Source organism: Pseudomonas viridiflava, assembly GCF_001642795.1.
In the GTDB taxonomy this organism is placed as follows: Bacteria; Pseudomonadota; Gammaproteobacteria; order Pseudomonadales; family Pseudomonadaceae; genus Aquipseudomonas; species Aquipseudomonas viridiflava.
The window spans coordinates 90795-112529 of the sequence record NZ_LKEH01000027.1 but is presented as its reverse complement, the minus strand read 5'-3'; the positions used below and the strand labels follow the sequence as shown (position 1 = coordinate 112529).

Below are 21735 nucleotides of genomic sequence, written 5' to 3'. Positions count from 1 at the left end.
GATTAACTCCCTGCCCTTGAAACGGTTTCGTCACTGCGATGCAACCCGGCTTCATCCAGAGTGAATTCGGCGCGCGTCAGCGCTTCGGGGGTCAACTGGATCACGTAACGCCATCGAGCCTCAGGCAGATCGCGATACGCAGCCAGCACCCCGACATAAGTACTGCCGGGTTGAAACTTCAGCTTCAGATCAACGCGCTCGCCAGGTCGCAACTCAAGTTCCTCCGTCGCGACCAGATCCTGCGCGAGCACGTCTCTGGCGCGTTCGTAGAGGGAAAAGAAATCCACGCTCTGAAACGTCGCGGGATGCTTCAGCTCCATCAGCCGCAGGACGGTCGGTGATGGTCGGCCATTGAGGTCGGGATTGAGTCGATCGCTACCGGTCAGACTGATCTCCAGCCGGGTTTGTGTGGAATAAGGCGACAGCGCCGAGCAACCGCCCAGCGACATGAGCGCGGCCAGGATCAATGGCCTGGCGTAATACATAGGCATTCAGGTTTATCTCAGTCAGTTCGGGTAAAGGGTGTTGATCAGGCGGATATGTTCGTCGTACGCCTTCAGAAAATCCCGGTTCCAGAGTTCCGTGGTCCACTGATCGTCCTGAGCAAGGGTGCGATGGTGACGAACATAGGCGCGCCATCGGTTCCCGGCCGTACGTAGCCAAGGCTTGTCTTCATGTTCGAACTGCCAGTGCAGCCTTTGCGGAGAGAAATGCTCCAGGGCCGAGCGCGCCATAGCCCGACAACCCGCGAGAAGAGCAACCTGATGGGACCGGGAAGCTCGAAATGATCGGGAGATCATCCGGGACGCCTGCCCGGATTGACGTTGCAAAAGCTGCTGGATGATCAGGCCAGCATCCACCGAATCGACCGTGCGTTCCCTGCCGGATCCGGCCTCGGGATGGCAGGCACCCAATTCAGACTCGAGCTCATTGCGAGTCGATGCACCGTGCTCCAGGCCATCAATGCATTGTTTGAACAGCCGAGCCACCTCTATCGCCAGCGCCTCGCACGCCGTCGAGTCGACGCCGCTCATGTCCACATCGAGCGCTTCGGCAAGCCGCTGTCGGAAAAAGCCGGCCGTGTCATCGGCGCTTCTCGGATAACACCGCGCAGCAGGCAGCGGCACAGGTACCAACTCCGGCAGCAACAACTGCTCGCGATCTGAAGACACATAGGGATCAACGCCTGAAGACCCGCCCCGCTCCTCCATCGGGGATGAAAGATCATTGGACAGATAGTGGTTTCCATCACTTGTCTGCCATGCGGCGAGTGGATCGAGTTCAGCGAAAACCGGATATCCGGCATCCGATGAGTGGGCTGCCGGGTTGGCTCGTACGTTTCGGGGGCCGACCAGACAAGCTCGCAGGTCCAGACCTCCCATTCGATAAGTATCGCCATGCTCGACACGTCGCTTTTCTCCGGCAGCAATGGCTTCAACACCATTCAGCAGAATGCCGTTGCGACTGATATCTGTCAGGTAGAACGCGTTGTCGTCATGACTGACGCGCGCATGTTGCCTGGACACATAAAACGACTGATCTTCAATGCGCCACTCACACTCGGAGCTGCGCCCCAAAACACCACCGCTCTGTTTGAAGCGCCACGATTGTGAGCACCCCTCCTTGAGTTCCGGCGTGTTGATTACTTCCAACACCAGTTCCATCAACCTGTCTCTCTGATCGTTAATTGCGATGGTTTGAAGTCGAATTTCCCAAGACGCGATATTCACTATCGCTGAACTTGAACGGACCACTGCAACCGCCCATAAGAATCGACAGCGCACAAAAAAAGAGCGCAGCCTTCCATTGACTGATGTTCATCAGGCATCTCCGTAAACTGACAATCCGATTATTTATGGCACTTGGCGGTGTTCTTTCTGGCGCTGTTGATATCCAGGCGCGTCATTCGATAAAGCAGCGTACGTCGTGAAACACCTAACTTCCGCGCGGTCTGCGTTTGATTGCCGTTGCTTTTGCGCAAGCATTCAAGCAACACATCGCGCTCGAAATGCTCCATCCGTTCACGCAACGTCACCCCGTGAGAAGAAACTTCGGCACCGGTTGCAACAGGAAAGTGTTCCGGCAACAGGTGCCCGTCATCGCTAAGCAGAACAGCGCGTTCGACAAACCCTTTCAACTGCCGCACATTGCCGGGAAAAGAGTAATCACAGAGAAAAGACAGCGCAGACTCCGACCAACGCACCGGTTCACGTCGCAGAGCACTGCAGGCGTCGGATGCAAACTGTCTGGCCAGCAGTTCGATGTCTTCAACTCGTTGCCGCAACGGAGGTAATGAAACGGGAAACTGGGCAAGTCGGTAATAAAGATCCTCACGAAATCGTCCTTGCGATATCAGCGCTGGCAAGTCTCTGTGGGTAGCGGCAATGATGCGTACATCGACCTTGCGTACCGTGTCTGAACCGAGCGGTCGTATTTCTCCTTCCTGCAGGACTCGCAGAAGCTTTGCCTGAAGACCGAGTGGCATGTCGCCGATTTCATCCAGCAGGAGGGTGCCGCCATCCGCGATATCGAAAAGACCGCGTCGATCGCGATCAGCGCCGGTGAAGGCGCCCTTGCGATAGCCGAACAATTCGCTTTCCAAAAGGTTTTCGGGAAACGCGGCGCAGTTCTGCACCACAAAAGCCTTTTTGCGCCGAGGTCCACAGGTGTGAATGGCTCGAGCCACAACCTCTTTGCCTGTCCCGGTCTCGCCCGTCAGCAAAACGGTATAGGAGCTATGCAACACCTTGCCGACCAGTTGGCAGGTCCGCCGCATGGGTTCGCTTTTGCTGATCAGTCCGTAACTCGAGGACTTGGGCTCCAGCCTCGGCATCTCCGTGAGGGCATGACGGCGCTCGAGCAGAACCTGCAGCGCAAGCACGAAAGAACCCAGCGCTTCCAGTGACGCAGCGAAACAATCAAGTGATCTGCACGCATCGCTGGCACACACAAGCAGTCCCGCAGTGACGTTATCCGTAGTGGTGAGACGCACGCACAGCAATGAGTTCCAGCCTGACGGTCTTAAGGGCAGGAAGCTGGTGTCGTAAAGACCGGGACCCATTTCGTTCACGCTGACGGGCCTATCCTGCGACAGGGCGAACTCAAGCAGATTCTCTGTACTGTAATCGGCGTGGTCGCCTGCGAGAGTTTCCGGCTTAACAATGTCATCCAGAACCTGAACCTTCAGATCAAGGCGTCCAGTGGGTGCGTCGAAGCTGAACAGCTGGATCAATTCACAGCCGATAAGCTGAGAGGCGGCCTGGGCAAAGCCCTTCAACAGCGCCTCGCTGTCACCTATGCGCGACAGGCTGGTATAGACCGAACATAGCGTATGCGCGTAGTCGAGCGGATTGTGGACAGCATTGAACATCGATGTCATTTCAGTCGAACTCGCAAATGACAAGGCCCGCAGCATCCAGTGTCGCGTAAACGCGCTGGACATCCTGACCGTCTGACATGGCGTCGATCAGGCGATTGGCAATCAACGGAATAAGGCAAGTGTCCAGCAAGCGATCAACGAACCTCGCCCCTGTATCACCTTGCGAGCACCGTTCAAGCAGGAAAGAGACAAGAGGCTCTGAATACGCGAAAGTGAGTCCTCGACCTTTCAATCGATCTGCCAAACGCAAAAGTTTAAGTTCGATCAGTTCGCGCAGTATTTCCCCAGTGACCGGGTAATACGGCACGACGTGCATCCTCGCCAGCAGTGCAGGCTTGAAATGCGCAGTCAGAATCGGGCGAATGCGTGCTTCGAGCTGTTCGACATCAGGTCGTTGACCTGACTGGCAGCACGTCGTGATAAGTTCGCTTCCAAGATTGGATGTCATGAGAATAAGCGTATTGCGAAAGTCGATCTCTCGCCCCTCGCCATCATTGGCAATGCCCTTATCAAATATCTGATAAAACAGATTCATCACATCGGGATCGGCCTTCTCTACTTCATCCAGCAGAATGACCGAATAGGGCTTTTGCCGGACAGCCTCTGTGAGCAGACCGCCCTCCCCGTATCCGACATAACCGGGCGGCGCGCCTATCAGGCGTGAAACCGTATGTTTCTCTTGAAATTCGGACATGTTGATGACCGTGAGAAAACGCTCGCCGCCATACAACAAGTCAGCCAGCGCAATGGCTGTTTCGGTCTTGCCCACGCCGCTGGGGCCGGCCAGAAGATAGACACCTGCCGGTGCATCCGGCTTGTTCAGCCCCGCCGCCGCCGCGCGCATCGCTCGGTCAAGCGCACAAACAGCCTGATCCTGGCCACGAATGCGTTTTTTCAGGTCCTCCGCGAAACCGGCAACTTTGGAACTGTGCTCCAGTGCAAGCTGTGAAAGCGGAACGCCAGTCCAGGCGCTGACCACCTCTGCGATCAATCGGGGACACACCTCAAAACTGACCAGTCGCTCTGTTGCTTCAGTCAACGTTTGATGAACGTCGGCCAGTTCTGTTTCCAGCGACTCGATGAGTGCGAACAGCTCTGGAGACCGCTCGGTATCGGTATTTGCTGCCAGCTCGTGCTGTGCACGCAGTGCGGATAATTGCCCGCGTAGCCTGAGCAACTGCTCGACATCGGTGCGCTGCTGGTTCCATAGGGCTTCGACTTCGCTTATTTGCCTCTGCAGTTCCTGAAGACTTTCTTCAAGAGTCAGCAGAACCCGTTCATCAACGCCCAGACCCGCCTGTGCGTCGCGCCGCATAGCGTCGAGTTGCCGTTGATCCTCGGCGTAGCGGGTACGCAAGCGCTCCAGTCGTTGCGGGGCGGCCGCCAGGCTGATGCGAACACGGGCGCAGGCCGTATCAAGCAGATCAACTGCCTTGTCCGGTAGCTGCCGCCCAGTGAGATAACGCGCCGATAAGCGGGCCGCAGCCACTACAGCGTCATCGCGCAAATAGACACCGTGGCTTTTCTCATAGGCCGAAGCCAGGCCACGCAGAATGGCTATCGCCTCATCCACAGTAGGCTCCAGCAGGCGAACGGGTTGGAAGCGTCGGGCCAAAGCCGGATCCTTCTCGAAGTACTTCTTGTATTCCGACCAGGTGGTCGCAGCGATTGTCCGAAGCTCTCCCCGGGCCAGCGCTGGCTTAAGCAGGTTGGCGGCGTCGGAACCGCCCGACTGTCCTCCTGCGCCAATCAATGTGTGAGCTTCATCGATAAACAGAATGACGCTGCGCGCGGATGCCTTGACCTCTTCGATCACTCCGTTCAGACGACGCTCGAACTCGCCCTTGATGCTAGCCCCAGCCTGCAGCAGGCCCATATCCAGTGTCAGCAGTTCGACATCCTTGAGAGACTCAGGCACTTCACCCTGAACTATTCTCAGCGCCAGGCCTTCAACGATAGCGGTCTTACCAACCCCGGCTTCGCCCACCACGATCGGATTGTTCTTGCGTCGCCGGGAAAGGATGTCAATCATCTGCCGGATTGCTTCATCGCGGCACAGGACAGGGTCAATCCGGCCTTCCCGAGCCTGTTGTGTCAGATTGTGCGTGAAGCGTTCCAGCAGCGATTCATCTGCGTTTTCCGGCTTATGTCCTTCACAGCCTCGCTGCTCGGCGAGAGAGAAATCCTTCAATCGGTCCGCATTGATCTTGGCCAGCAGCGGCTGATAACGGCTGCCTGCGTAGCGAATCGGATTGCGCAACAGTGCAAGAACGAGCGCCGCCTGTTCAATATGGCTCTGGCCCAGTTCAAGATTGGCCACCAGCAACGCGTCCTGTAGCCACTGGACAAGTTCAGGCGCGAACACCGGATTACGAGAAGCGCTGTGTTCCATGGCCGGCTGCAACAGGGCCGCAAAATGCGCGGCGTCGACATCAGCATCCGACATCGCTCGGGAAAGAAGACTGTGGGGGTGCTCCAGAAGTGCCAGCAGCAGATCCTCCACAAGAATCCTGCTGCCTCCTCTCGCCACGCAACGCGCTGCGCAACTCTCCAGACTCATCCGGGTGGGCACGTCCAGCGCGTTGACCAGTTGTTGCAGGTCTACATTGATCATGAATATCTGTCCTTAATGAATCGACTGGCCAAGCGTCACCACACCATCGGCACGCTCACGCCCCAGCCAGCTGGTCCAGCCGAGGCGGCAGGTGTTCTGTGCCCCGATACGCAGAGCCCGGATTTCCTCTCGCAGCAGTACAAGACATATGTCGTACTCAAGAAAATCTCGTTGCGTGAACCGCACCAAGGCACCGAGCGGCTGATTCCAGGCACCCTGGGGAAGAAACTGATGAAAGCTGTCCCAGCACAATCGCCTGATGTGGATACGAAACTTGCCGCTTCGGTCTCGAATCCGCTCACCCAGAACAGCATCGTGGCCTAGCTGACTATTGGCCTTGCCCAGGAAGTTGCGCTGTTCGGGACTGATGTGAACGACACGTTCGGCACACTGCTCGATGAAGAAATCAGCATGCTTGAAGTAGTAACGCAGAACCGACTCGATCAGGGCCGCAGAGTGCGCTCGCAAACTGAGCAACCCCAGGTAAGGCAGGAGCCGCTTCCAGTCGAGCTCGGCAGCCTCCCTGACCCTTGCACCACCCAATCCGATCAGCGCAAACAGATACTCGGAAAAACGGTCCGTCGCGCCGTCAGCGAACACCGAGTGGTAACGATATTTGCGCCAGACGGGCACCATTAGCTTCTGCAGACGGTGATGAAAAACATCAAGAAAATCACGCGTTGCGCTCGAGTTATCCTCGTCCAAAACCTGCTCCGCGTAAAAGGCTGGCAAGGGGGAGCCGGATCCGACAAGGCTGATGACATTCAGGCACAGCCTTACGTGCAATTTCCCGCGCGCTTCAAACAGTTCCAGACATTCGATATCGCTTCCAGGAAAGCCGAAACCCGGGTTCGCCTTGAGCAAGAGAAAGTCATGCAGCGACTCGTCATCAGCGTTCGGATGAACCTCGCGAAGCAGCTTCAGAATCTGCGGGATCGCCTGATAAATGGAGTGCTCACGGATTGTATGACTGAGTGCAATTAAAGAAGCGGCTGGTGCCCCATGCGAGGTGTCCATTCGTAGCGTTCTCCGTGAGTACTTTTCACATTCAGTTCGTGGAAAGAGTTGAGGCTGGCATACAGTGCGAAAAACTCGTTCAGCACGGATGCAAACAGGAAAAGAGTGCCTTCCCCCCCATATCCGTCAGGATTGATGATCAACTCTGTCTTGACACCACGCACAGGCCGCCCCTTGTAAAGTCGATCAGCAGGACGATGGCTTATCGATTCAAGGCCATTGAGAAGATGCTGACTGGCTCTTTCGGCTTGTTGATCGTGATAGCGCGGCAAGTCATAGGTTTCGAGTATGATTTTCAACGCATCAATATTGGCCAGCGACAGATAGTTCAACGACATGTTACTGATCACACGCCATAGAAAATCGCGAGTGACAGGAGGCGCATAGCTCGGCGTGGTGGGTGTAATATTTTTGAAGCGAAGGAAATCCGGCGTTCCGTCACAGGATCTGCAGATACCGCCCGCTTTGATCTGTAAGGGAAGGTCATGATTGGTGCAGGTCAACTCGACAGATACCGTTTCAGGGTATTCCGAACTTCGATGATCAAAGCTTAAATAGGTATCCAGGCCATCGTACTGCATCGATGGGCGCTGCCGAGCGCTGTAAAAAGGCCTGCCCTTCTTCGAACCCTGCCCTGAATCATGCTCGAAGGATTCAAACAAGGCGTAGTCCTGATAGCCAAGACCGCCAGACTGCCAACCGGTTACCCGGTCCACCGAATACACTGCACAGCTGTCGAGATCATCTCTGGAAGGTATAAGTAAATAATCGTCCCGCTTGGCGTCGACCAGAATGGGCAAGGCATCCTGTTTGAATAAATTGACGATCGGCGTGCAGTAGAGTTTTACATTATCGAGGGTGGGCCGAAGGCGCTGGATGTCTGCACCTTTGATCTTCAACGCCAGCTGCACGCCATGAGCACGCTTGAGTACAGGACCGGGTAAAGCGCCCAGAACGCCCAACCCCATTACGTCGACAAACATGAATTTTTCCTGAAAGAAGAAGTACTCCTGCAAGTAGCGATAACCACGAAAGGTATTGAAAGGATAAGGTATCAGTGCTTCTTCTTCAGCAAAGCCGACCGCTTGCACTTCACTGACCGGGATATTGAACTCGATCGTATTTCCGTGTCCGTCTTCCAGTGCGCTCCCATCAGCGTCAAGCAAGCGTAGGGTGATGCCCTCGAGTTTGCGCATCAGCCCGAGATACAGGGACCGACTGACATGACGATCACCGGCAAGATGCAGCCGTAACCTTTTCAACTCCAGTTCACCCATGTGACCTTCACAACTCATGACGAAGGACAACTTCAGAGTGGCTCCGTCACTGGTGGGCGAATGACACAGGTCTTTCAGTTCAAGTGGCAGGACTTCGGTTGCAAAGCAGGTGCGAAAACGGCAGATGTGTTCACCGACCGGATCGCTCTCAACAGGCGTCGATCGTTCAACCAGCACCGCAGGTCCTGACCGAAGCAATGGCTCGAACTGCAGCATGCTCACCGATGGCAGCGGTCGCAGATAGTTTGGCCAGAGCAGGTTCATTAATGAATGAGTCAGTTCTGGCAACTCATCGTCCAGCTTCTGACGCAGCCGTCCTGTCAGAAACGCAAACCCCTCAAGCAATCGCTCGACATCAGGATCACGTCCCGACTGTCCCAAAAAAGGCGCCAGCGCAGGATTGCGCTCGGAAAAACGGCGACCCAGTTGGCGCAAGGCTGCAAGTTCATCCTGATAGTAGTCATTGAAAGACAACGTTGATTACCTGTTTCAAGTTCATCGAGAACAGCGATTAAAGGCGTTGAGAAACGACGTGCCTGACTTGCAAGTTCAAGCAGGCACTCCGCTCCTGGCAAAATTGATCACACCTTCACATCGACGCGCCCTCGGCCATTGAGCACCGCTTGAAAAAGCACGTCCCGGTTCACACCGTCGACATTCAAAAACGCCTGGATGTCGAATCTCAGTTCAAGCGCATCGTCGTCGCGTGGCTTGGCAACGACACGGACATTCATGAGTCGCGGCTCATAGGCACAAATAAACTCTTCAATGACTGTCCGGGAATAGCGCATCACGTCGTTGAGGCTGAATCGCAGGTCATTCAAATCCGGAAGCCCGTAATCGGGCAGCGTTTGTACGCTGCCCGCCCGAGTGCTCAACATCCTTGAAAGATGACTGGCAACTGACGTTACAAGCTGCGTTTCCCGGTTCGAACCGAGCCGCTTTTCAGACACCCCGGCCAGCCTTTCGAAAAGACTCGTGCAGCGAATCATTCCTTGTCCATTTTCCCAACCAGCGACAATGTAAAAGCGGCCCCCATGTACTTGAAATGCGGACGCACGTTAAGTGCAACCCTGTACCAGCCTGGGTCGCCTTCCACATCACTCACCGTGATCTGTGCGGCACGCAGGGGTCGTCGACCGCGAACCTCGGCACCAGGATTTTCCTGATCGGAAACGTATTGGCGTATCCACTTATTGAGTTGAAGCTCAAGGTCCGTACGTTCTTTCCATGATCCGATCTGCTCGCGTTGAAGAACCTTTATGTAATGAGCCAGGCGATTGACGATCATCATGTAGGGCAGTTGGGTACCCAACTTATAATTGAGCTCGGCCACCTTACCTTCCGGGTTGTTGCCGAAGAATTTGGCCTTTTGTACGGAACTGGCGGAGAAGAAAGCGGCGTTGTCACTGCCCTTGCGCATTGTCAACGCAATGAAGCCCTCTTCTGCCAGTTCATATTCCCGGCGATCGGACACCAGCACTTCAGTCGGCACCTTGGTTTCAATCTCACCCAGGCTGTCAAAATGATGCAGAGGAAGGTCCTCAACTGCTCCACCGCTCTGCGGTCCTATGATGTTGGGGCACCAGCGAAACTTGGCGAAGCTGTCCGTGAACCGGGTAGCAAACGCATAAGCAGTGTTACCCCAGAGATAATGTTCGTGCGCGTTTGCAACGTTCTCCCGGTAGGCGAATGTCCTGACCGGATTTTCCTGAGGATCATAGGGGCTGCGAAGCAGAAACCGAGGGACCGTCAATGCGAAGTATCGAGCGTCCTCCTGCTGACGAAAACTTTGCCATTTGGCAAACTGCGGGCCTTCAAAATGGTCCTTCAGATCCTTGAGATCAGGCAGACTGGTAAATTGCTCTAGCCCAAAAAACTGAGGTCCCGCAGCGGCGATGAACGGCGCATGTGCCATGCAGGCCACGCTGGAAACGTACTGCATTGTCTTGACGTCCGGAGAACTGGGCGAAAAGTAGTAGTTTGCGATAATCGCACCTACCGGATTTCCCCCGAACTGACCGTACTCCGCGGTATAAACGTGTTTATACAGACCCGACTGGACCACTTCCGGAGAATCTTCGAAGTCATCGAGCAGGTCCTGCTTCGAAACGCTCAACATCTCGACCTTGATGTTTTCCCGGAAGTCCGTTCGGTCGATGAGCAACTTCAAGCCGCGCCATGAGGATTCCAACGACTGAAACTCGGAATGGTGCAGAATTTCATCCATCTGACGGCTCAGCTTGACGTCGATCTCGGTGATCATTCGATCAACGAGCGCCTTCTTTACCGGCTCGGCGCTGTTATGTGGCTTCAGTAACTCCTCGATGAAAGCGGCAACACCACGCTTGGCTATGGCATAGGCTTCGTCGCCGGGAGACATTCTGGTCTCGGCGATAATCTGATCGAGAATTCCGTACTCGACAGTCCCGTGGTTATCCTGTTGTGCAGCGGTGGTGCTCATAGATTTTCTTCCTGACGTTCCAGACACTTCATTCCGTTACAGCATCGAGTCCCAACTCGCCAAGCACTCGATCACGCGACGTTTTGTCGGCAAGCACATTTTCAATCGCCTTGCGAAAGGCAGGCGCATTGCCCAACGGTCCCTTGAGGGCCATCAAGGCGTCACGCAATTCCATGAGTTTCCTGAGCTCTGGAATTTGCTCTACAAGGCTGGCCGGATTGAAATCAGTCATTGCGTTGACGCGGACTTCAATCGCCAACTCTTCAGCCTCGCCTTCATCCTGCAGACGATTGGGAACACTCAGTGAAAGCGTCAGATTCTGTTTTGCAAGCACATCATCGAAGTTGTTTTTATCAACTGTGATCGACTTGCGGTCTTCAAGCTTTCGCTCATCCGCTCGCTGAATAAAATCACCCAGCACCAACAGCTTGAAAGGGAGTTCGATTTCCTCCTGTGCATCACCAGTCGCCGGCTTAAAAGTAACATTTATACGTTCTTTGGGCGCGACAGAGCCTTCTTTTGCCATTGCATTTCCCCCTTGCCTTTTACACTGCTTATGTTTTATTCAGAACAGTTTCAACATCATATTTGCACAACCGCCGATATATTTTGTCCTTGCTTGCTCGTGAAGTCTGATCAGACGGAAGCTTCTCGTGACAATTGTATAAAAGCCGAGAAATCTCAAGAAACACTTCGGACTCCCAGGTTTCAAGCCCTTCGCTCTCAAGTTGTTGATCAAGCAATTCAAGTTGAACCCTGGCCAAATCATATTTTTTTGCCCGGAGACAGATACGAGCAATGCTGAATTGCCAGAAGAATCGTTCACGCTCACTCTTTGCATCTTTCAGCTGCAGGGTTAACTCCTTGACCACAGACTTCAGGCCATCCTTGTGCAGCCTCTGAATCATTTCATTCAGAACGACATTCCAGGCTGGCTGGACATCGGTATTGTCCTGGACAAGTTCAGGTTGGGCAGAAATTACGTGAGGCATCACATGAGTCGATATCCAGATCTGTGTTGCGTCATCAGCAAAGGGCACACCGTCGTGGAAACGCAATTCTGCGATGCCAGGCACTCGTTGCAAAAAAAGCGCGAACTGAACTTCAACTTCACGCATGGAGAGGTCCGCGTTGAGCGCCTGCAGACTTTCCCATACCATGCGTTGGCCGTCGAACCAGAAGGGAGAACGAGCGATGCTCAACTCCAGGTCCACAATCAGGTCCGCATATTTGCTTTGCTCGAAACGCTCTTTGTATTGATTCAATCGGTCTATGGGCAAGCCGCGTATTGCTGTTATGCGCTCGGCGTTAGACACGGGAACAGCATCGAGCGTGAGCCAGATCACAGTGCGATTCAGGCGCAAAGCGCGAACATCGGTGGCTTTCTGCTTCAACCACCAGGCACACAATGACTGTGTTATGTCCTGCTGCGTATTCAGGGCTTTACGGGCGTCCTTTTCATTGTCTACAGAAGACTGGCTGAACAGCTGAGTGGCTACTTCCTTCACCTGCGCAGCAATCGTCATCGGTTTGCTTTCGTCTTGCGAGGCGGCCTGGAGCATTCGGGCCAATCGTCTGCAGGTCGGCAAGATCAACGGCGCGTCGTCACCCAGATGCTGCCTCAGCAGCCCGTCAAGCGCTTCGAGATGTCCTGACAAACGTTGAAACAGCGAAAATTGTTGCTTCATGGACACGTCGTCGACGAGAACCTTGTCAAGCCTGGGCAACAACCATGCAAAAGCGGCGATACGCGTCCTGTGCTTGACGGGGTGTAGCGCTGACCAGTGGTATTCACAGAGATAACGCAGCATACCCATACCAGCCAGTAACCCCGGAAACGCCTCAACTTTATAAAGCGCCCATGTCAACCAGCACGCCACACGCAGATCTCTCGACTGATCACGCAGAATGCTTTCGCTTTCTTCACGAACTTTTAACCAATCGACATTTACAGACTTCAAAACTGATCGTTCGCTATTCAATTGTGCTTCCAAGGCCTCAAACTCCTCGGAAAATCGGACATCGCTGCCCGCATAATTATCGCTGGATACAGGACCTTTTACTAAATGAAGGTAGCGTTCAGACAATGTATCCAAATGAGTCATTCGCTGTTACCTCCTCACGCGTCAAGTATCGTAAATGCCAACCCTTGGTCAGCGACGCAAACACTAACTGCTCACTCCTCGTTTAACAAGCCGCCAAATACCACACAGTATCTTTTCAGAATTTTCCTACATTGCTGAATGGCACAAATGTAGGAAGCAAAAGCACACAGCATTCATGGAATAAAGAAATCGCTTTTCCATAACGCTGAACTGCATATTTCCCATTGCCCAAAACCTGATTCAACTGCGCTATTTATTGCGCACCTTCACCGCGTGCTACGACAAACCCAGCCTCTCTGCTCCAACAGATATCGAGACGTCCGTACACCTGCGCAGAAATTTTACCTAGTGCGCAAGAATATGCGCAATTTTCGGCTACCTAACACAGTTCCGAGGACAACAATGCACCTTGAGATCTCATCAAAGCCTTGAAATAAAGGACATACGGGTAACTGGCATAGTTCTTGTTAATCATCCAATGGTCGGCACGTCTAATTCTGGCTGACCACTCAGATATCAGGAGACATTATAATGGCAACACCTGCTTACATATCCATCATCGGTGAAAAACAGAAGCTTATAACTGAAGGTGCGTTTACGGCACATTCAGTAGGAAACATTTATCAGGAAGGTCACGAAGATCAGGCGCTGGTACAAGCCTTCAGCCATGAGGTTGTTATTCCTTGCGATCCTCAGACGGGGCAACCCAGCGGACTGCGAATACACAAACCTCTGTGCATCACTAAAATCTTCGACAAAGCCTCACCATTGCTTCAGCAAGCACTGACGTCGGGGGAGTGCTTGAGTGAAGTCAGAATCGAGTGGTACCGCACATTAGCCGCAGGCCAACAGGAGCTTTACTTCACAACGGTTCTGACAGACGCGACGATAGTTCAGATAAAGGATTACATGCACAACTGCCAGGATCTTGCCATGGCTAGTTTTACCCACCTTGAGGACATACATTTCGCCTATCGGAAAATCACATGGACTCATGAAGTATGCGGAACGTCAGGTTCTGATGACTGGCGTACCCACGGGAAAGAGAAGACTGCGTAATTAACACCATCGACCCGAAAGGGTCGATGGTTCTTTGCCTCAATCAACATGGGATAAGCCATGAAGCCTGAATCTTTCAGTAAAAATCATTTCAAGCTCAACCTTGATGGCATCGATCATGGCTTTCAGGTACTCGCCTTCAAGGGCCACGAAGCGATCCCTGCCACAGCCAAAACCTGCAATTGGAAACCTTCCACAAATGACAATCGTCGTCTACCTGGAGGTGACTTATCAAATAAAAGGCCACTGTATTGGCAGGTTGAAATAAATGAGCATCCCCTATGAAGCCGAGTAGCACCGCCTACAAAACCACTGCCTACCGTAGCGACAGGACAAAGCACCTTCCCGCGCCTATAAGGTCTTCCCACTGCAATGCCAAGAGCGCTACTCTCCTCTCGTTCGGGCACTACGCCAGTTTGGATTCCGCAATAGAGATCACCGCCCAACTGGAGTCTGGCGAACATAAGATTTATGAGCGACAACAGGAAACCAATATGCCCCCAGAAGCATATTGTGACGCTGGGCGTTGGCGATTCCAGTATTCAGGGAACGTCCCGCACCTTTTATTTGTGCTAAAGATGGTTTGCTATTCCTTTTTGTGGCTGTCCTGGGGAATAGGCATATTCACTGATATACAGCCTGAACTCGGGCAGGGTAACCCCGGCACAGCACTCGCCACCCTGATCGCTACACTATCAGTCGTTTTACTTTTTGCTTCTTTTATACTTTGCATGACAACCAGAAAAGCCGGGCACTATTTAAATCTCTCGGGTTTCGTAGTCTGCTCCAGCGTTGTCCTATGGGTTACCGGCACGCTATGGGGCTCGACCGACATGCACATCTCACTCTGGATCGGCACCTTCCTTTACTTCATGGGCGCCATAGGGTGCGATGCTCTGCTGCACCTTTACAGCCTGTTCAGTAAGCACGATGGCAGTGAGTTCAACCGCATCGACGGGATGGTGCGCTTCAAGCGGCGGTTCAGAAAATTGTTCGTCGCACCGTTCGAGGAGTTTGATCCGGTACTCAGGGTCATGCCGACAGGCCATGGTTCTCATGACTATGCCATCTGGCTGTACCACCGCTATACCAATAAAAAACTTTGCCTGGCCGTCAAGGTACATGCGCTGGGGCTGGACAGGGTCAATGCGTTGGCATTCTGGGATTGCCTGCAGCGATATATGGACGTTACCCAACCGCTACCAGACCTGCCGGTGCTGGAACAAAGTCGGCATCTGGACCCAGTTACTGCCGCTCATGATGTACAAACCGGAAGACCTGAACGCCGATGGCGGGACCAAACGATAAACGGCTGGAAAGCAGGTGGTGCAAAACAGCTCACCGAGCAGTTGAAGCGCTATCCATGGCAGCAATCACCGTGCATCGTGAAAGCTCGCCTAAGCGATACCTTGAACATTGAAGAGTACTATCGGTCTCTGGAAGCCGAAGGAATCGATATATCCCCCAAGGCGGACAATTTTTCCTTCCTGTACCAGTTGGATCAGGGTGCACAGTGAGTGGCTCATCCATATGAACCGCAGTCATCGCGGTTCACCTGCTCCCCTTGCACCCTCCCCACCCAACGAATAAGGTGCTATCCGTCGCACCAATCCCACGAAATACGTTTACCAAAGGCCTCCAATGATCCACATCCGCCCCATGACCCCGGACGACTTCGACCACTTCTGGCCGACCTTTCACTCAGTCGTTCAGGCCCGGGAAACCTACGCCTACGACCCGGCGCTGACGTTCGAGCAGGCTCGTGACTTGTGGCTCAAGCTGCCACAGCACACGCTGATTGCGGAAGAGGATGGCAAGGTGTTGGGCAGTTATTACCTGAAGGCGAATGCGGCAGGTCCGGGCAGTCATGTCTGCAACTGTGGCTATATGGTGACGGACGCAGCGCGGGGTCGTGGGGTGGCGCGGTTGATGTGTGAGCACTCGCAGCAGTTGGCGCGCGACAGCGGCTTTCTGGCCATGCAGTTCAATTCAGTGGTTGCCACCAATGAAGTGGCGGTCGCGCTGTGGCACAAGCTCGGTTTTGAGACAGTGGGTCGCCTGCCCAAGGCTTATCGGCATGCACGCCTGGGGCTGGTGGATTGTCTGGTGATGTTCAAGTGGCTGGGCGATGCCCCTGAAGTTCAGGAGCCTGCGCGGACCCTGCTGATCGGTCGCAAGAATATCGAGTCTGTAGTGTCACGCCCCCGCCGCAAATAGTCTGGTGCAGGCTCCCTCACGTCAGGTCCGGTTGCGACCTTGAAGGGAGCCATCTTCCCTGCATCCCTCAGCTTTTTATCCCTTGAAGCTGCAATGTGCCTGGCGGCTCATTCCTTGACCTCGCTCAGCGAGAATCGGTGTCCCTTGGTGTCACGCACTTCGGTCCCTACGATGTAGGCGATGGTCTGCCCGTCGTGGTCGACCAGCCGTTGCGGGGTCCCCAGGCTTAGCGTGCCTATTTCGCCACTCCAGTCCCGTCGCGGGTCATGTTCGAGGTAGGCGTAGACCTTGCGTTCGCGAATGCGCCACACCGGATAGCGCTTGCGGCTGGAGATAACGTCATAGGTCAGGTTGGGGTTGAAGATGAAGGCAGCAGTCATGGCAGTCTCCGCTATGAAGTGGCTGACTGCACGGTGAAGCCACGTGGTTGACGCAGAATAGACCACGCTTGAAATGCCTTCGTTGCGACCGGACGACAAACCGCAACGCCACGAAAAACGGGCCTTTCGGCCCGTTTCTCACTCACGTTTCATATCGCTATTTGCCAGCACCCATTTCGGGTTGACGCTGCAGCAGCACACGGGTGACGCGGCGCTCTTCAACACCGACCACTTTGAGGTCCCAACCCTGCCAGTGGAGGCTGTCGCCCATGGTTGGCAGACGATCCAGCAGGCTCATGACCAGCCCCGCCAGCGTCTGGTAATCGTCGGTGGCCTTGGCCTGGAAACCGGTCCGCTCGCGGATCAGGCTCAGGTTCAACGCGCCCGAGACGATGAAGTCATCACCCTGCGCAACAATGTCCGGCCCTTCCACTTCGCTGGCATCAGGCAGCTGGCCGGCAATGGATTCCAGGATGTCGGTCATGCTCAGCACACCGATGAAATCACCGAATTCGTTGACCACGAACGCGATGTGGGTCGATTCCTTGCGCATCTGCTCCAATGCATTAAGGATCGTAAAGTTTTCGAGCAGGTTGATGGCCTTGCGCGACAGCAGTTTCAGGTCAGGCTCGTTACCGGACAGCAACTCCTTGAGTAGTTCCTTCTTGTGAACGAAGCCCAGCGGCTCATCGATGCCGCCCTCGCCGATCAACGGCAGGCGCGAATAGGATGAATGCATCAGTTTCAGACGGATCTTGTCGGCGTCGTCGCTCAGGTCGATGTAATCGACCTCGGCGCGCGGCGTCATGACGGTACGGATCGGACGCTCTGCCAATTGCAATACGCCGCTGATCATCACCCGCTCGCGGCGGTCGAACACCGGCTCGGTGCTTTCGCCTTCCATCATTTCGATGATTTCTTCGTCGACATCGCCCGACTCCAGCCGGCGACCACCCAACAGACGCATGACCGCATGGGCAGCACGTTCGCGACGTGGAAGATGACCATGAGCGGACTTCTTGCTGCGCTTGCGGGCGATCTGGTTGAAGACCTCGATCAGGATCGAGAAACCGATGGCCGCATACAGATAGCCTTTCGGAATGTGGAAGCCCAGGCCTTCAGCGGTCAGGCTGAAGCCGATCATCATCAGGAAGCCCAGACACAGCATGATGACGGTCGGGCGGCTGTTGACGAACTTGGTCAGAGGCTTGCTGGCAATCATCATCAGGCCGATGGAGAAGATCACCGCGATCATCATCACCGACAGGTGCTCGACCATACCCACCGCAGTAATCACCGCGTCGAGCGAGAACACCGCATCAAGCACCACGATCTGCGCCACGATAGGCCAGAACAGCGCGTATCCGGCATTGCCAGCCTTCTGGCTGACGTGCCCTTCGAGTCGTTCGTGCAGCTCCATGGTGGCCTTGAACAGCAGAAATACACCACCAAACAGCATGATCAGGTCACGGCCGGAGAACGTCTTGCCGAAGACCTCGAACAGGGGTTCGGTCAGCGTCACCATCCAGGAGATACTGGCCAGCAGGCCAAGGCGCATGATCAGCGCCAGCGAAAGACCGATCACGCGTGCCTTGTCGCGTTGTGCGGGTGGAAGCTTGTCGGCCAGGATGGCAATGAACACCAGGTTATCGATACCCAGTACCAGTTCCAGAATGATCAGAGTCAGCAGGCCAAGCCAGGCCGTGGGGTCAGCAATCCATTCCATGGGATTTATTCAGCCTTCTGAACAGAATAGTGGGCGGGAGCGCCTGATGCGTTGAGCTGCGCACGGAGATTCAGCGCCGAATGCAGGGATGCATCCAGACAGGCTGAATAGACTTGGGCAGAAGCAATACGCGAAAAAGGGGATGAAGCAAGGCTTGAATAAGGCTTTATGCCGCATGGGGTGCAGAGGAATGGCCAGCCTGATGCTGAGGAAGGAAAACGACTCGGAGGTTCCTGGAGGGTGTTCATACGGTCCTGAAATTTGATACGGGCGATGATCCTACAATACACAGATCAAATCCGCGCGCGGAATAAGTATTACAAGAGTTGACTGCTGAACCGCTGACCTACTTCTCGTAAGCCCTGCCGGGCGACGTTTTGTCGCACCCGAATCCACGACCAGTTGTCTGACGACGCCCGATGTACGGTAGATGGCGCCGAGCAATTGTTTTAAAATGTTGCAATAACGTCACACCTGCGCAGGGCTCATCCCTGACGCCACCTGACAAGAATCATAAAAAGAAAGCCCGTCATAGACGGGCTTTTTTCGTTTTCAGCTTTTGCACGCCATGCGGCCAATGAATCGCACGCATGGCAACCAACCCCGTTTTCTGACCTTTGAGGATCTTGCTTCATGTTGCGCATCGTTGTCGTTCATCTATTCCAGTGGCTCAAGCGCCTGTCTTCCGGCCTGCTCTCCCGAGGATCGCAGTACAGCGAATCCCGTGATTTCACCCGTAAAAACGATGAAGGCCGCTGGACCTTTGTGTCCGTCGCTATCATTCTGACCTTGAGCCTGTATTGCCTGGCCGGTCTGGGCTACTACGCCAAGGTCAATGTCTGGGACGGCTTCACTCAGGAACAGAAAGCCAATATCGCGCAAGCGATGGTGGTCAGCTCGCAGAATCTGTAAGCGGCCAGCCTGCAACACCGGACGGGGAAGCTGAGGCTTCCCCGTTTGCGTTTCAACGCTTGTCAGATGCCTGGGTTTCTGCGAGAAAGCTGCCCGCATAAGCAAGGAGATATCTGGCCATGAACAACGAACTACTCATAACCGATCTGCAGATTGGCGACGGCAAGACCGTGGTCAAGGGCGCATTGATCACTACCCACTACACCGGCACCCTGTCCGACGGCACGGTGTTCGACTCTTCCCACGAGCGCGGCAAGCCTTTTCAGTGCGTGATCGGCACGGGGCGCGTGATCAAGGGCTGGGATCAAGGCCTGATGGGCATGAAAGTCGGAGGCCGTCGCACGCTGTTCGTTCCGGCTCACCTCGCCTACGGTGACCGGAAAATGGGCGCTCACATTCAGCCGGGATCCGACCTGAGCTTCGACATAGAACTGCTGGAAGTCCTGACACGCGACGATTGACCGTGCGGCCGGGCGTGCTGCGTGTTTATTCTCAGCATCCCGATCACACTTAGTTTGTCGGATTGCGCACACGCGCAGAAAAAGCCATGCTCAGGGTATGGAATTCAACGACTTCTGACAGGACACCCCATGGCGCTCAACAAGTCGACCCAGGAGCTGAAAAAGCACCTCAAGGGCACGGCCACCAACCTCGAAACCACCGCAGATGAAATTCTCAAGCTCGCCTCACAGATGAAAGAGGTCGATGTCACGGCCGTTCTGCAAATGGTCAATCGCCTTTACAGCGACGCCGACCAGCTCAAGGCTTATGCCGATGAGGTCAGGGCGAAGCGAATCGTCCGCGCCAAGCTACCTTGAATCGTTGACCCAAATAGCCTTTTGATCCCGCAGTCCTAACGTTTCAGAGAGCCGTCGATGCCGTCAGCGTTCACTCATACCCGTGTTCGATACCTGGCGTTACAGAAACGGCGGACCGGGGTCGGCATGACTCTGGCCGCCAGTCTTTCGGTTCTGGCGGGGATGACCGACGCCATTGGCTTCATGGCAACGGGCGATTTTGTTTCCTTCATGAGCGGTAACACCACGCGACTGGCAGTGGCGTTGAGCGAAGGAGACATGGGCATGACCGCTCGCCTGACGCTGGCGATCAGCGTGTTCATTGCGGGCAACGCGCTGGGTATTGTCATCGCCCGGCTGGGCAATCGTCGTGCATTGCCGCTGCTGCTGGTTGTCGCGACGCTGTTATGTGCAGCCGCTGCCTGGCCAATGGAGAAGAATCTGCTGGCGCTGGTCTGGGCGATTCTGGCGATGGGCATGCTCAACGCTGCGGTTGAACAGGTAAACGGCCAGTCGGTGGGGCTGACCTACGTGACCGGTGCCCTGTCCCGCTTCGGACGTGGCCTGTGTCGCTGGTTGATGGGTGAGCGGAAGAATGGCTGGCAGGTTCAACTGATTCCCTGGTTCGGCATGTTCGTCGGCGCAGTGATCGGGGCCCTGATCGAACGTAAGCTCGGGCTGAACGCCCTACTGGTCAGCGCCAGCCTGTCGGCATTGCTGGGGCTCGCCTCGCTCGGCATCCCTCATCGGTGGCAGCGCCTGTACATGCCGCGGTGAAGCAAATAGGTTTACCATACGCGCCATTTTTCAGACCGACCCTGCCCCATGACTCCCGAAGCGCTCGCCATTCTGCAACAGCATCTGCTCAACGCCCTGAGCGACGTCCCGACTGAAACCCGCCGGTTATTTCACGGCCGCGGGCGCGTCTGGCCCGGGCTGGAGCACATCACTGTCGACTGGATGCAACGCGTGGTGCTCGTGTCGCTGTTCAAGGAGCCGCAGGAATCCGAGCTTGCCGCACTGAATCGTCTGCTGCTGGCGCTGATCGAAACGCCTCAATGGCAACAGAGTCAGGCTCATACCTTGCTGCTGCAACACCGTTACCTGCCGCAGAGCACCACCCAGTGGCTGACGGGTGAGGCAGTGGATGAGTGGGTCATCACTGAAAACGGTCTGCGCTACAAGGTCGATTTCGGCAAAAAGCAGAACAGCGGACTGTTTCTGGACATGCGCTACGGCCGCGAATGGGTGCAGGCCCAGGCCAGGGGCAAACGCGTCCTTAACCTGTTCGCCTACACCTGCGGCTTTTCGGTCGCAGCGATTGCCGGTGGCGCCGACCATGTGGTGAATCTGGACATGGCCCGCGCCGCGCTCAATCGAGGGCGCGAGAACCATCGCCTGAACGAACATGACCTGAGTCGCGTCACCTTTCTGGGCCATGACCTGTTCAAGTCCTGGGCCAAGGTCACGCGCTCCGGCCCTTATGATCTGGTCATCATCGACCCGCCTTCTTTCCAGAAAGGCAGCTTCATGCTCGACAAGGATTACCAGCGTGTCCTGCGCCGCCTGCCGGAGTTGTTGGAGGAAGACGGTCTGGTGCTGGCCTGCATGAACGATCCGGCGGTAGGGCCTGAGTTTCTGATCGAACACACAGCCACCGAAGCGCCCTGCCTGCGCTACGAGCAGCGTCTGGAGAACCCACCGGAGTTTCCCGATGCGCGTGTGGACGGCGGTTTGAAAGCACTGGTGTTCAAGGCCGAAGGATTAAGCCGGTCAGGCTGGGCCTGA

20 protein-coding genes are annotated in these 21735 nt (G+C 55.0%); 8 read left to right on the top strand and 12 right to left on the bottom strand.

What is annotated here, in order from left to right; translation table 11 throughout:
* Positions 1–2: 2 nt before the first annotated feature.
* The 10 genes from tssJ to tssA form a co-directional block, all read right to left on the bottom strand.
* Positions 3–491, bottom strand: a complete 489-nt coding sequence (gene tssJ / locus AO065_RS15780; RefSeq protein ID WP_032652146.1) for a type VI secretion system lipoprotein TssJ — start codon at positions 489–491, stop codon at positions 3–5.
* A 15-nt stretch (positions 492–506) separates the two neighbouring features.
* Positions 507–1664: a type VI secretion system-associated FHA domain protein gene (locus tag AO065_RS15775; RefSeq protein WP_004886585.1), complete on the bottom strand. Its 1158-nt coding sequence runs from the start codon at positions 1662–1664 to the stop codon at positions 507–509.
* Between the two features lie 185 nt (positions 1665–1849).
* Positions 1850–3370: a sigma-54 interaction domain-containing protein gene (locus tag AO065_RS15770; RefSeq protein ID WP_004886587.1), complete on the bottom strand. Its 1521-nt coding sequence runs from the start codon at positions 3368–3370 to the stop codon at positions 1850–1852.
* 10 nt (positions 3371–3380) lie between these two features.
* Complete coding sequence (tssH, locus tag AO065_RS15765; protein ID WP_004886590.1) at positions 3381–5993, bottom strand: type VI secretion system ATPase TssH; 2613 nt, start codon at positions 5991–5993, stop codon at positions 3381–3383.
* Between the two features lie 12 nt (positions 5994–6005).
* Positions 6006–7010, bottom strand: a complete 1005-nt coding sequence (tssG, locus tag AO065_RS15760; RefSeq protein ID WP_029241523.1) for a type VI secretion system baseplate subunit TssG — start codon at positions 7008–7010, stop codon at positions 6006–6008.
* On the bottom strand, positions 6974–8761 hold the full coding sequence (gene tssF / locus AO065_RS15755) for a type VI secretion system baseplate subunit TssF (RefSeq protein ID WP_004886596.1): 1788 nt from the start codon (positions 8759–8761) through the stop codon (positions 6974–6976). The genes tssG and tssF overlap by 37 nt, the downstream gene beginning before the upstream one ends.
* Before the next feature lie 107 nt (positions 8762–8868).
* Positions 8869–9279: a type VI secretion system baseplate subunit TssE gene (gene tssE, locus AO065_RS15750; protein WP_004886599.1), complete on the bottom strand. Its 411-nt coding sequence runs from the start codon at positions 9277–9279 to the stop codon at positions 8869–8871.
* Positions 9276–10751, bottom strand: coding sequence for a type VI secretion system contractile sheath large subunit (tssC, locus tag AO065_RS15745; RefSeq protein WP_004886600.1), 1476 nt, complete (start codon positions 10749–10751; stop codon positions 9276–9278). The genes tssE and tssC overlap by 4 nt, the downstream gene beginning before the upstream one ends.
* Before the next feature lie 28 nt (positions 10752–10779).
* Positions 10780–11277, bottom strand: coding sequence for a type VI secretion system contractile sheath small subunit (tssB, locus tag AO065_RS15740; protein WP_004886602.1), 498 nt, complete (start codon positions 11275–11277; stop codon positions 10780–10782).
* 28 nt (positions 11278–11305) lie between these two features.
* The gene (gene tssA / locus AO065_RS15735; RefSeq protein ID WP_004886604.1) at positions 11306–12856 is read right to left on the bottom strand and encodes a type VI secretion system protein TssA; all 1551 of its coding nucleotides are present in this window, start codon (positions 12854–12856) and stop codon (positions 11306–11308) included.
* Positions 12857–13387: 531 nt separating this feature from the next.
* Between tssA and AO065_RS15730 the strand changes: the two genes are divergently transcribed.
* The 3 genes from AO065_RS15730 (at position 13388) to AO065_RS15720 (ending at position 16132) form a co-directional block, all read left to right on the top strand.
* Positions 13388–13915 (top strand): Hcp family type VI secretion system effector, encoded by a 528-nt coding sequence (locus AO065_RS15730; protein WP_004886605.1) that lies wholly within the window; start codon positions 13388–13390, stop codon positions 13913–13915.
* 281 nt (positions 13916–14196) lie between these two features.
* Complete coding sequence (locus tag AO065_RS27440) at positions 14197–15432, top strand: hypothetical protein (protein WP_004886608.1); 1236 nt, start codon at positions 14197–14199, stop codon at positions 15430–15432.
* 124 nt (positions 15433–15556) lie between these two features.
* On the top strand, positions 15557–16132 hold the full coding sequence (locus tag AO065_RS15720; protein ID WP_004886611.1) for a GNAT family N-acetyltransferase: 576 nt from the start codon (positions 15557–15559) through the stop codon (positions 16130–16132).
* A 107-nt stretch (positions 16133–16239) separates the two neighbouring features.
* Here the strand turns inward: AO065_RS15720 and AO065_RS15715 are convergent, their stop codons facing one another.
* Entirely contained in the window at positions 16240–16512 is a 273-nt protein-coding gene (locus AO065_RS15715) for a hypothetical protein (RefSeq protein ID WP_004886613.1), read from the bottom strand.
* Positions 16513–16669: 157 nt separating this feature from the next.
* Entirely contained in the window at positions 16670–18238 is a 1569-nt protein-coding gene (locus AO065_RS15710) for a TerC family protein (RefSeq protein WP_004886615.1), read from the bottom strand.
* Positions 18239–18871: 633 nt separating this feature from the next.
* On the opposite strand from AO065_RS15710, the gene AO065_RS15705 reads away from it, so the two are divergent.
* The 5 genes from AO065_RS15705 to AO065_RS15685 all read left to right on the top strand — a co-directional run bounded on the left by AO065_RS15705 (position 18872) and on the right by AO065_RS15685 (position 21735).
* On the top strand, positions 18872–19150 hold the full coding sequence (locus tag AO065_RS15705; protein WP_004886618.1) for a hypothetical protein: 279 nt from the start codon (positions 18872–18874) through the stop codon (positions 19148–19150).
* Between the two features lie 119 nt (positions 19151–19269).
* Complete coding sequence (locus AO065_RS15700; RefSeq protein WP_004886620.1) at positions 19270–19611, top strand: FKBP-type peptidyl-prolyl cis-trans isomerase; 342 nt, start codon at positions 19270–19272, stop codon at positions 19609–19611.
* 129 nt (positions 19612–19740) lie between these two features.
* Positions 19741–19968, top strand: coding sequence for a hypothetical protein (locus tag AO065_RS15695; protein WP_004886622.1), 228 nt, complete (start codon positions 19741–19743; stop codon positions 19966–19968).
* A 57-nt stretch (positions 19969–20025) separates the two neighbouring features.
* Positions 20026–20724, top strand: coding sequence for a YoaK family protein (locus tag AO065_RS15690; protein ID WP_032652151.1), 699 nt, complete (start codon positions 20026–20028; stop codon positions 20722–20724).
* A 48-nt stretch (positions 20725–20772) separates the two neighbouring features.
* Positions 20773–21735, top strand: coding sequence for a class I SAM-dependent methyltransferase (locus AO065_RS15685; protein ID WP_004886627.1), 963 nt, complete (start codon positions 20773–20775; stop codon positions 21733–21735).

Excerpts from the sequence above, each read along its gene's own strand:
- tssJ (WP_032652146.1), bottom strand. The coding sequence starts at position 491 with ATGCCTATGTATTACGCCAGGCCATTGATCCTGGCCGCGCTCATGTCG.
- AO065_RS15775 (WP_004886585.1), bottom strand. The coding sequence starts at position 1,664 with ATGGAACTGGTGTTGGAAGTAATCAACACGCCGGAACTCAAGGAGGGG.
- AO065_RS15770 (WP_004886587.1), bottom strand. The coding sequence starts at position 3,370 with ATGTTCAATGCTGTCCACAATCCGCTCGACTACGCGCATACGCTATGT.
- tssH (WP_004886590.1), bottom strand. The coding sequence starts at position 5,993 with ATGATCAATGTAGACCTGCAACAACTGGTCAACGCGCTGGACGTGCCC.
- tssG (WP_029241523.1), bottom strand. The coding sequence starts at position 7,010 with ATGGACACCTCGCATGGGGCACCAGCCGCTTCTTTAATTGCACTCAGT.
- tssE (WP_004886599.1), bottom strand. The coding sequence starts at position 9,279 with ATGATTCGCTGCACGAGTCTTTTCGAAAGGCTGGCCGGGGTGTCTGAA.
- tssC (WP_004886600.1), bottom strand. The coding sequence starts at position 10,751 with ATGAGCACCACCGCTGCACAACAGGATAACCACGGGACTGTCGAGTAC.
- tssB (WP_004886602.1), bottom strand. The coding sequence starts at position 11,277 with ATGGCAAAAGAAGGCTCTGTCGCGCCCAAAGAACGTATAAATGTTACT.
- tssA (WP_004886604.1), bottom strand. The coding sequence starts at position 12,856 with ATGACTCATTTGGATACATTGTCTGAACGCTACCTTCATTTAGTAAAA.
- AO065_RS15730 (WP_004886605.1), top strand. The coding sequence starts at position 13,388 with ATGGCAACACCTGCTTACATATCCATCATCGGTGAAAAACAGAAGCTT.
- AO065_RS27440 (WP_004886608.1), top strand. The coding sequence starts at position 14,197 with ATGAAGCCGAGTAGCACCGCCTACAAAACCACTGCCTACCGTAGCGAC.
- AO065_RS15720 (WP_004886611.1), top strand. The coding sequence starts at position 15,557 with ATGATCCACATCCGCCCCATGACCCCGGACGACTTCGACCACTTCTGG.
- AO065_RS15715 (WP_004886613.1), bottom strand. The coding sequence starts at position 16,512 with ATGACTGCTGCCTTCATCTTCAACCCCAACCTGACCTATGACGTTATC.
- AO065_RS15710 (WP_004886615.1), bottom strand. The coding sequence starts at position 18,238 with ATGGAATGGATTGCTGACCCCACGGCCTGGCTTGGCCTGCTGACTCTG.
- AO065_RS15705 (WP_004886618.1), top strand. The coding sequence starts at position 18,872 with ATGTTGCGCATCGTTGTCGTTCATCTATTCCAGTGGCTCAAGCGCCTG.
- AO065_RS15700 (WP_004886620.1), top strand. The coding sequence starts at position 19,270 with ATGAACAACGAACTACTCATAACCGATCTGCAGATTGGCGACGGCAAG.
- AO065_RS15695 (WP_004886622.1), top strand. The coding sequence starts at position 19,741 with ATGGCGCTCAACAAGTCGACCCAGGAGCTGAAAAAGCACCTCAAGGGC.
- AO065_RS15690 (WP_032652151.1), top strand. The coding sequence starts at position 20,026 with ATGCCGTCAGCGTTCACTCATACCCGTGTTCGATACCTGGCGTTACAG.
- AO065_RS15685 (WP_004886627.1), top strand. The coding sequence starts at position 20,773 with ATGACTCCCGAAGCGCTCGCCATTCTGCAACAGCATCTGCTCAACGCC.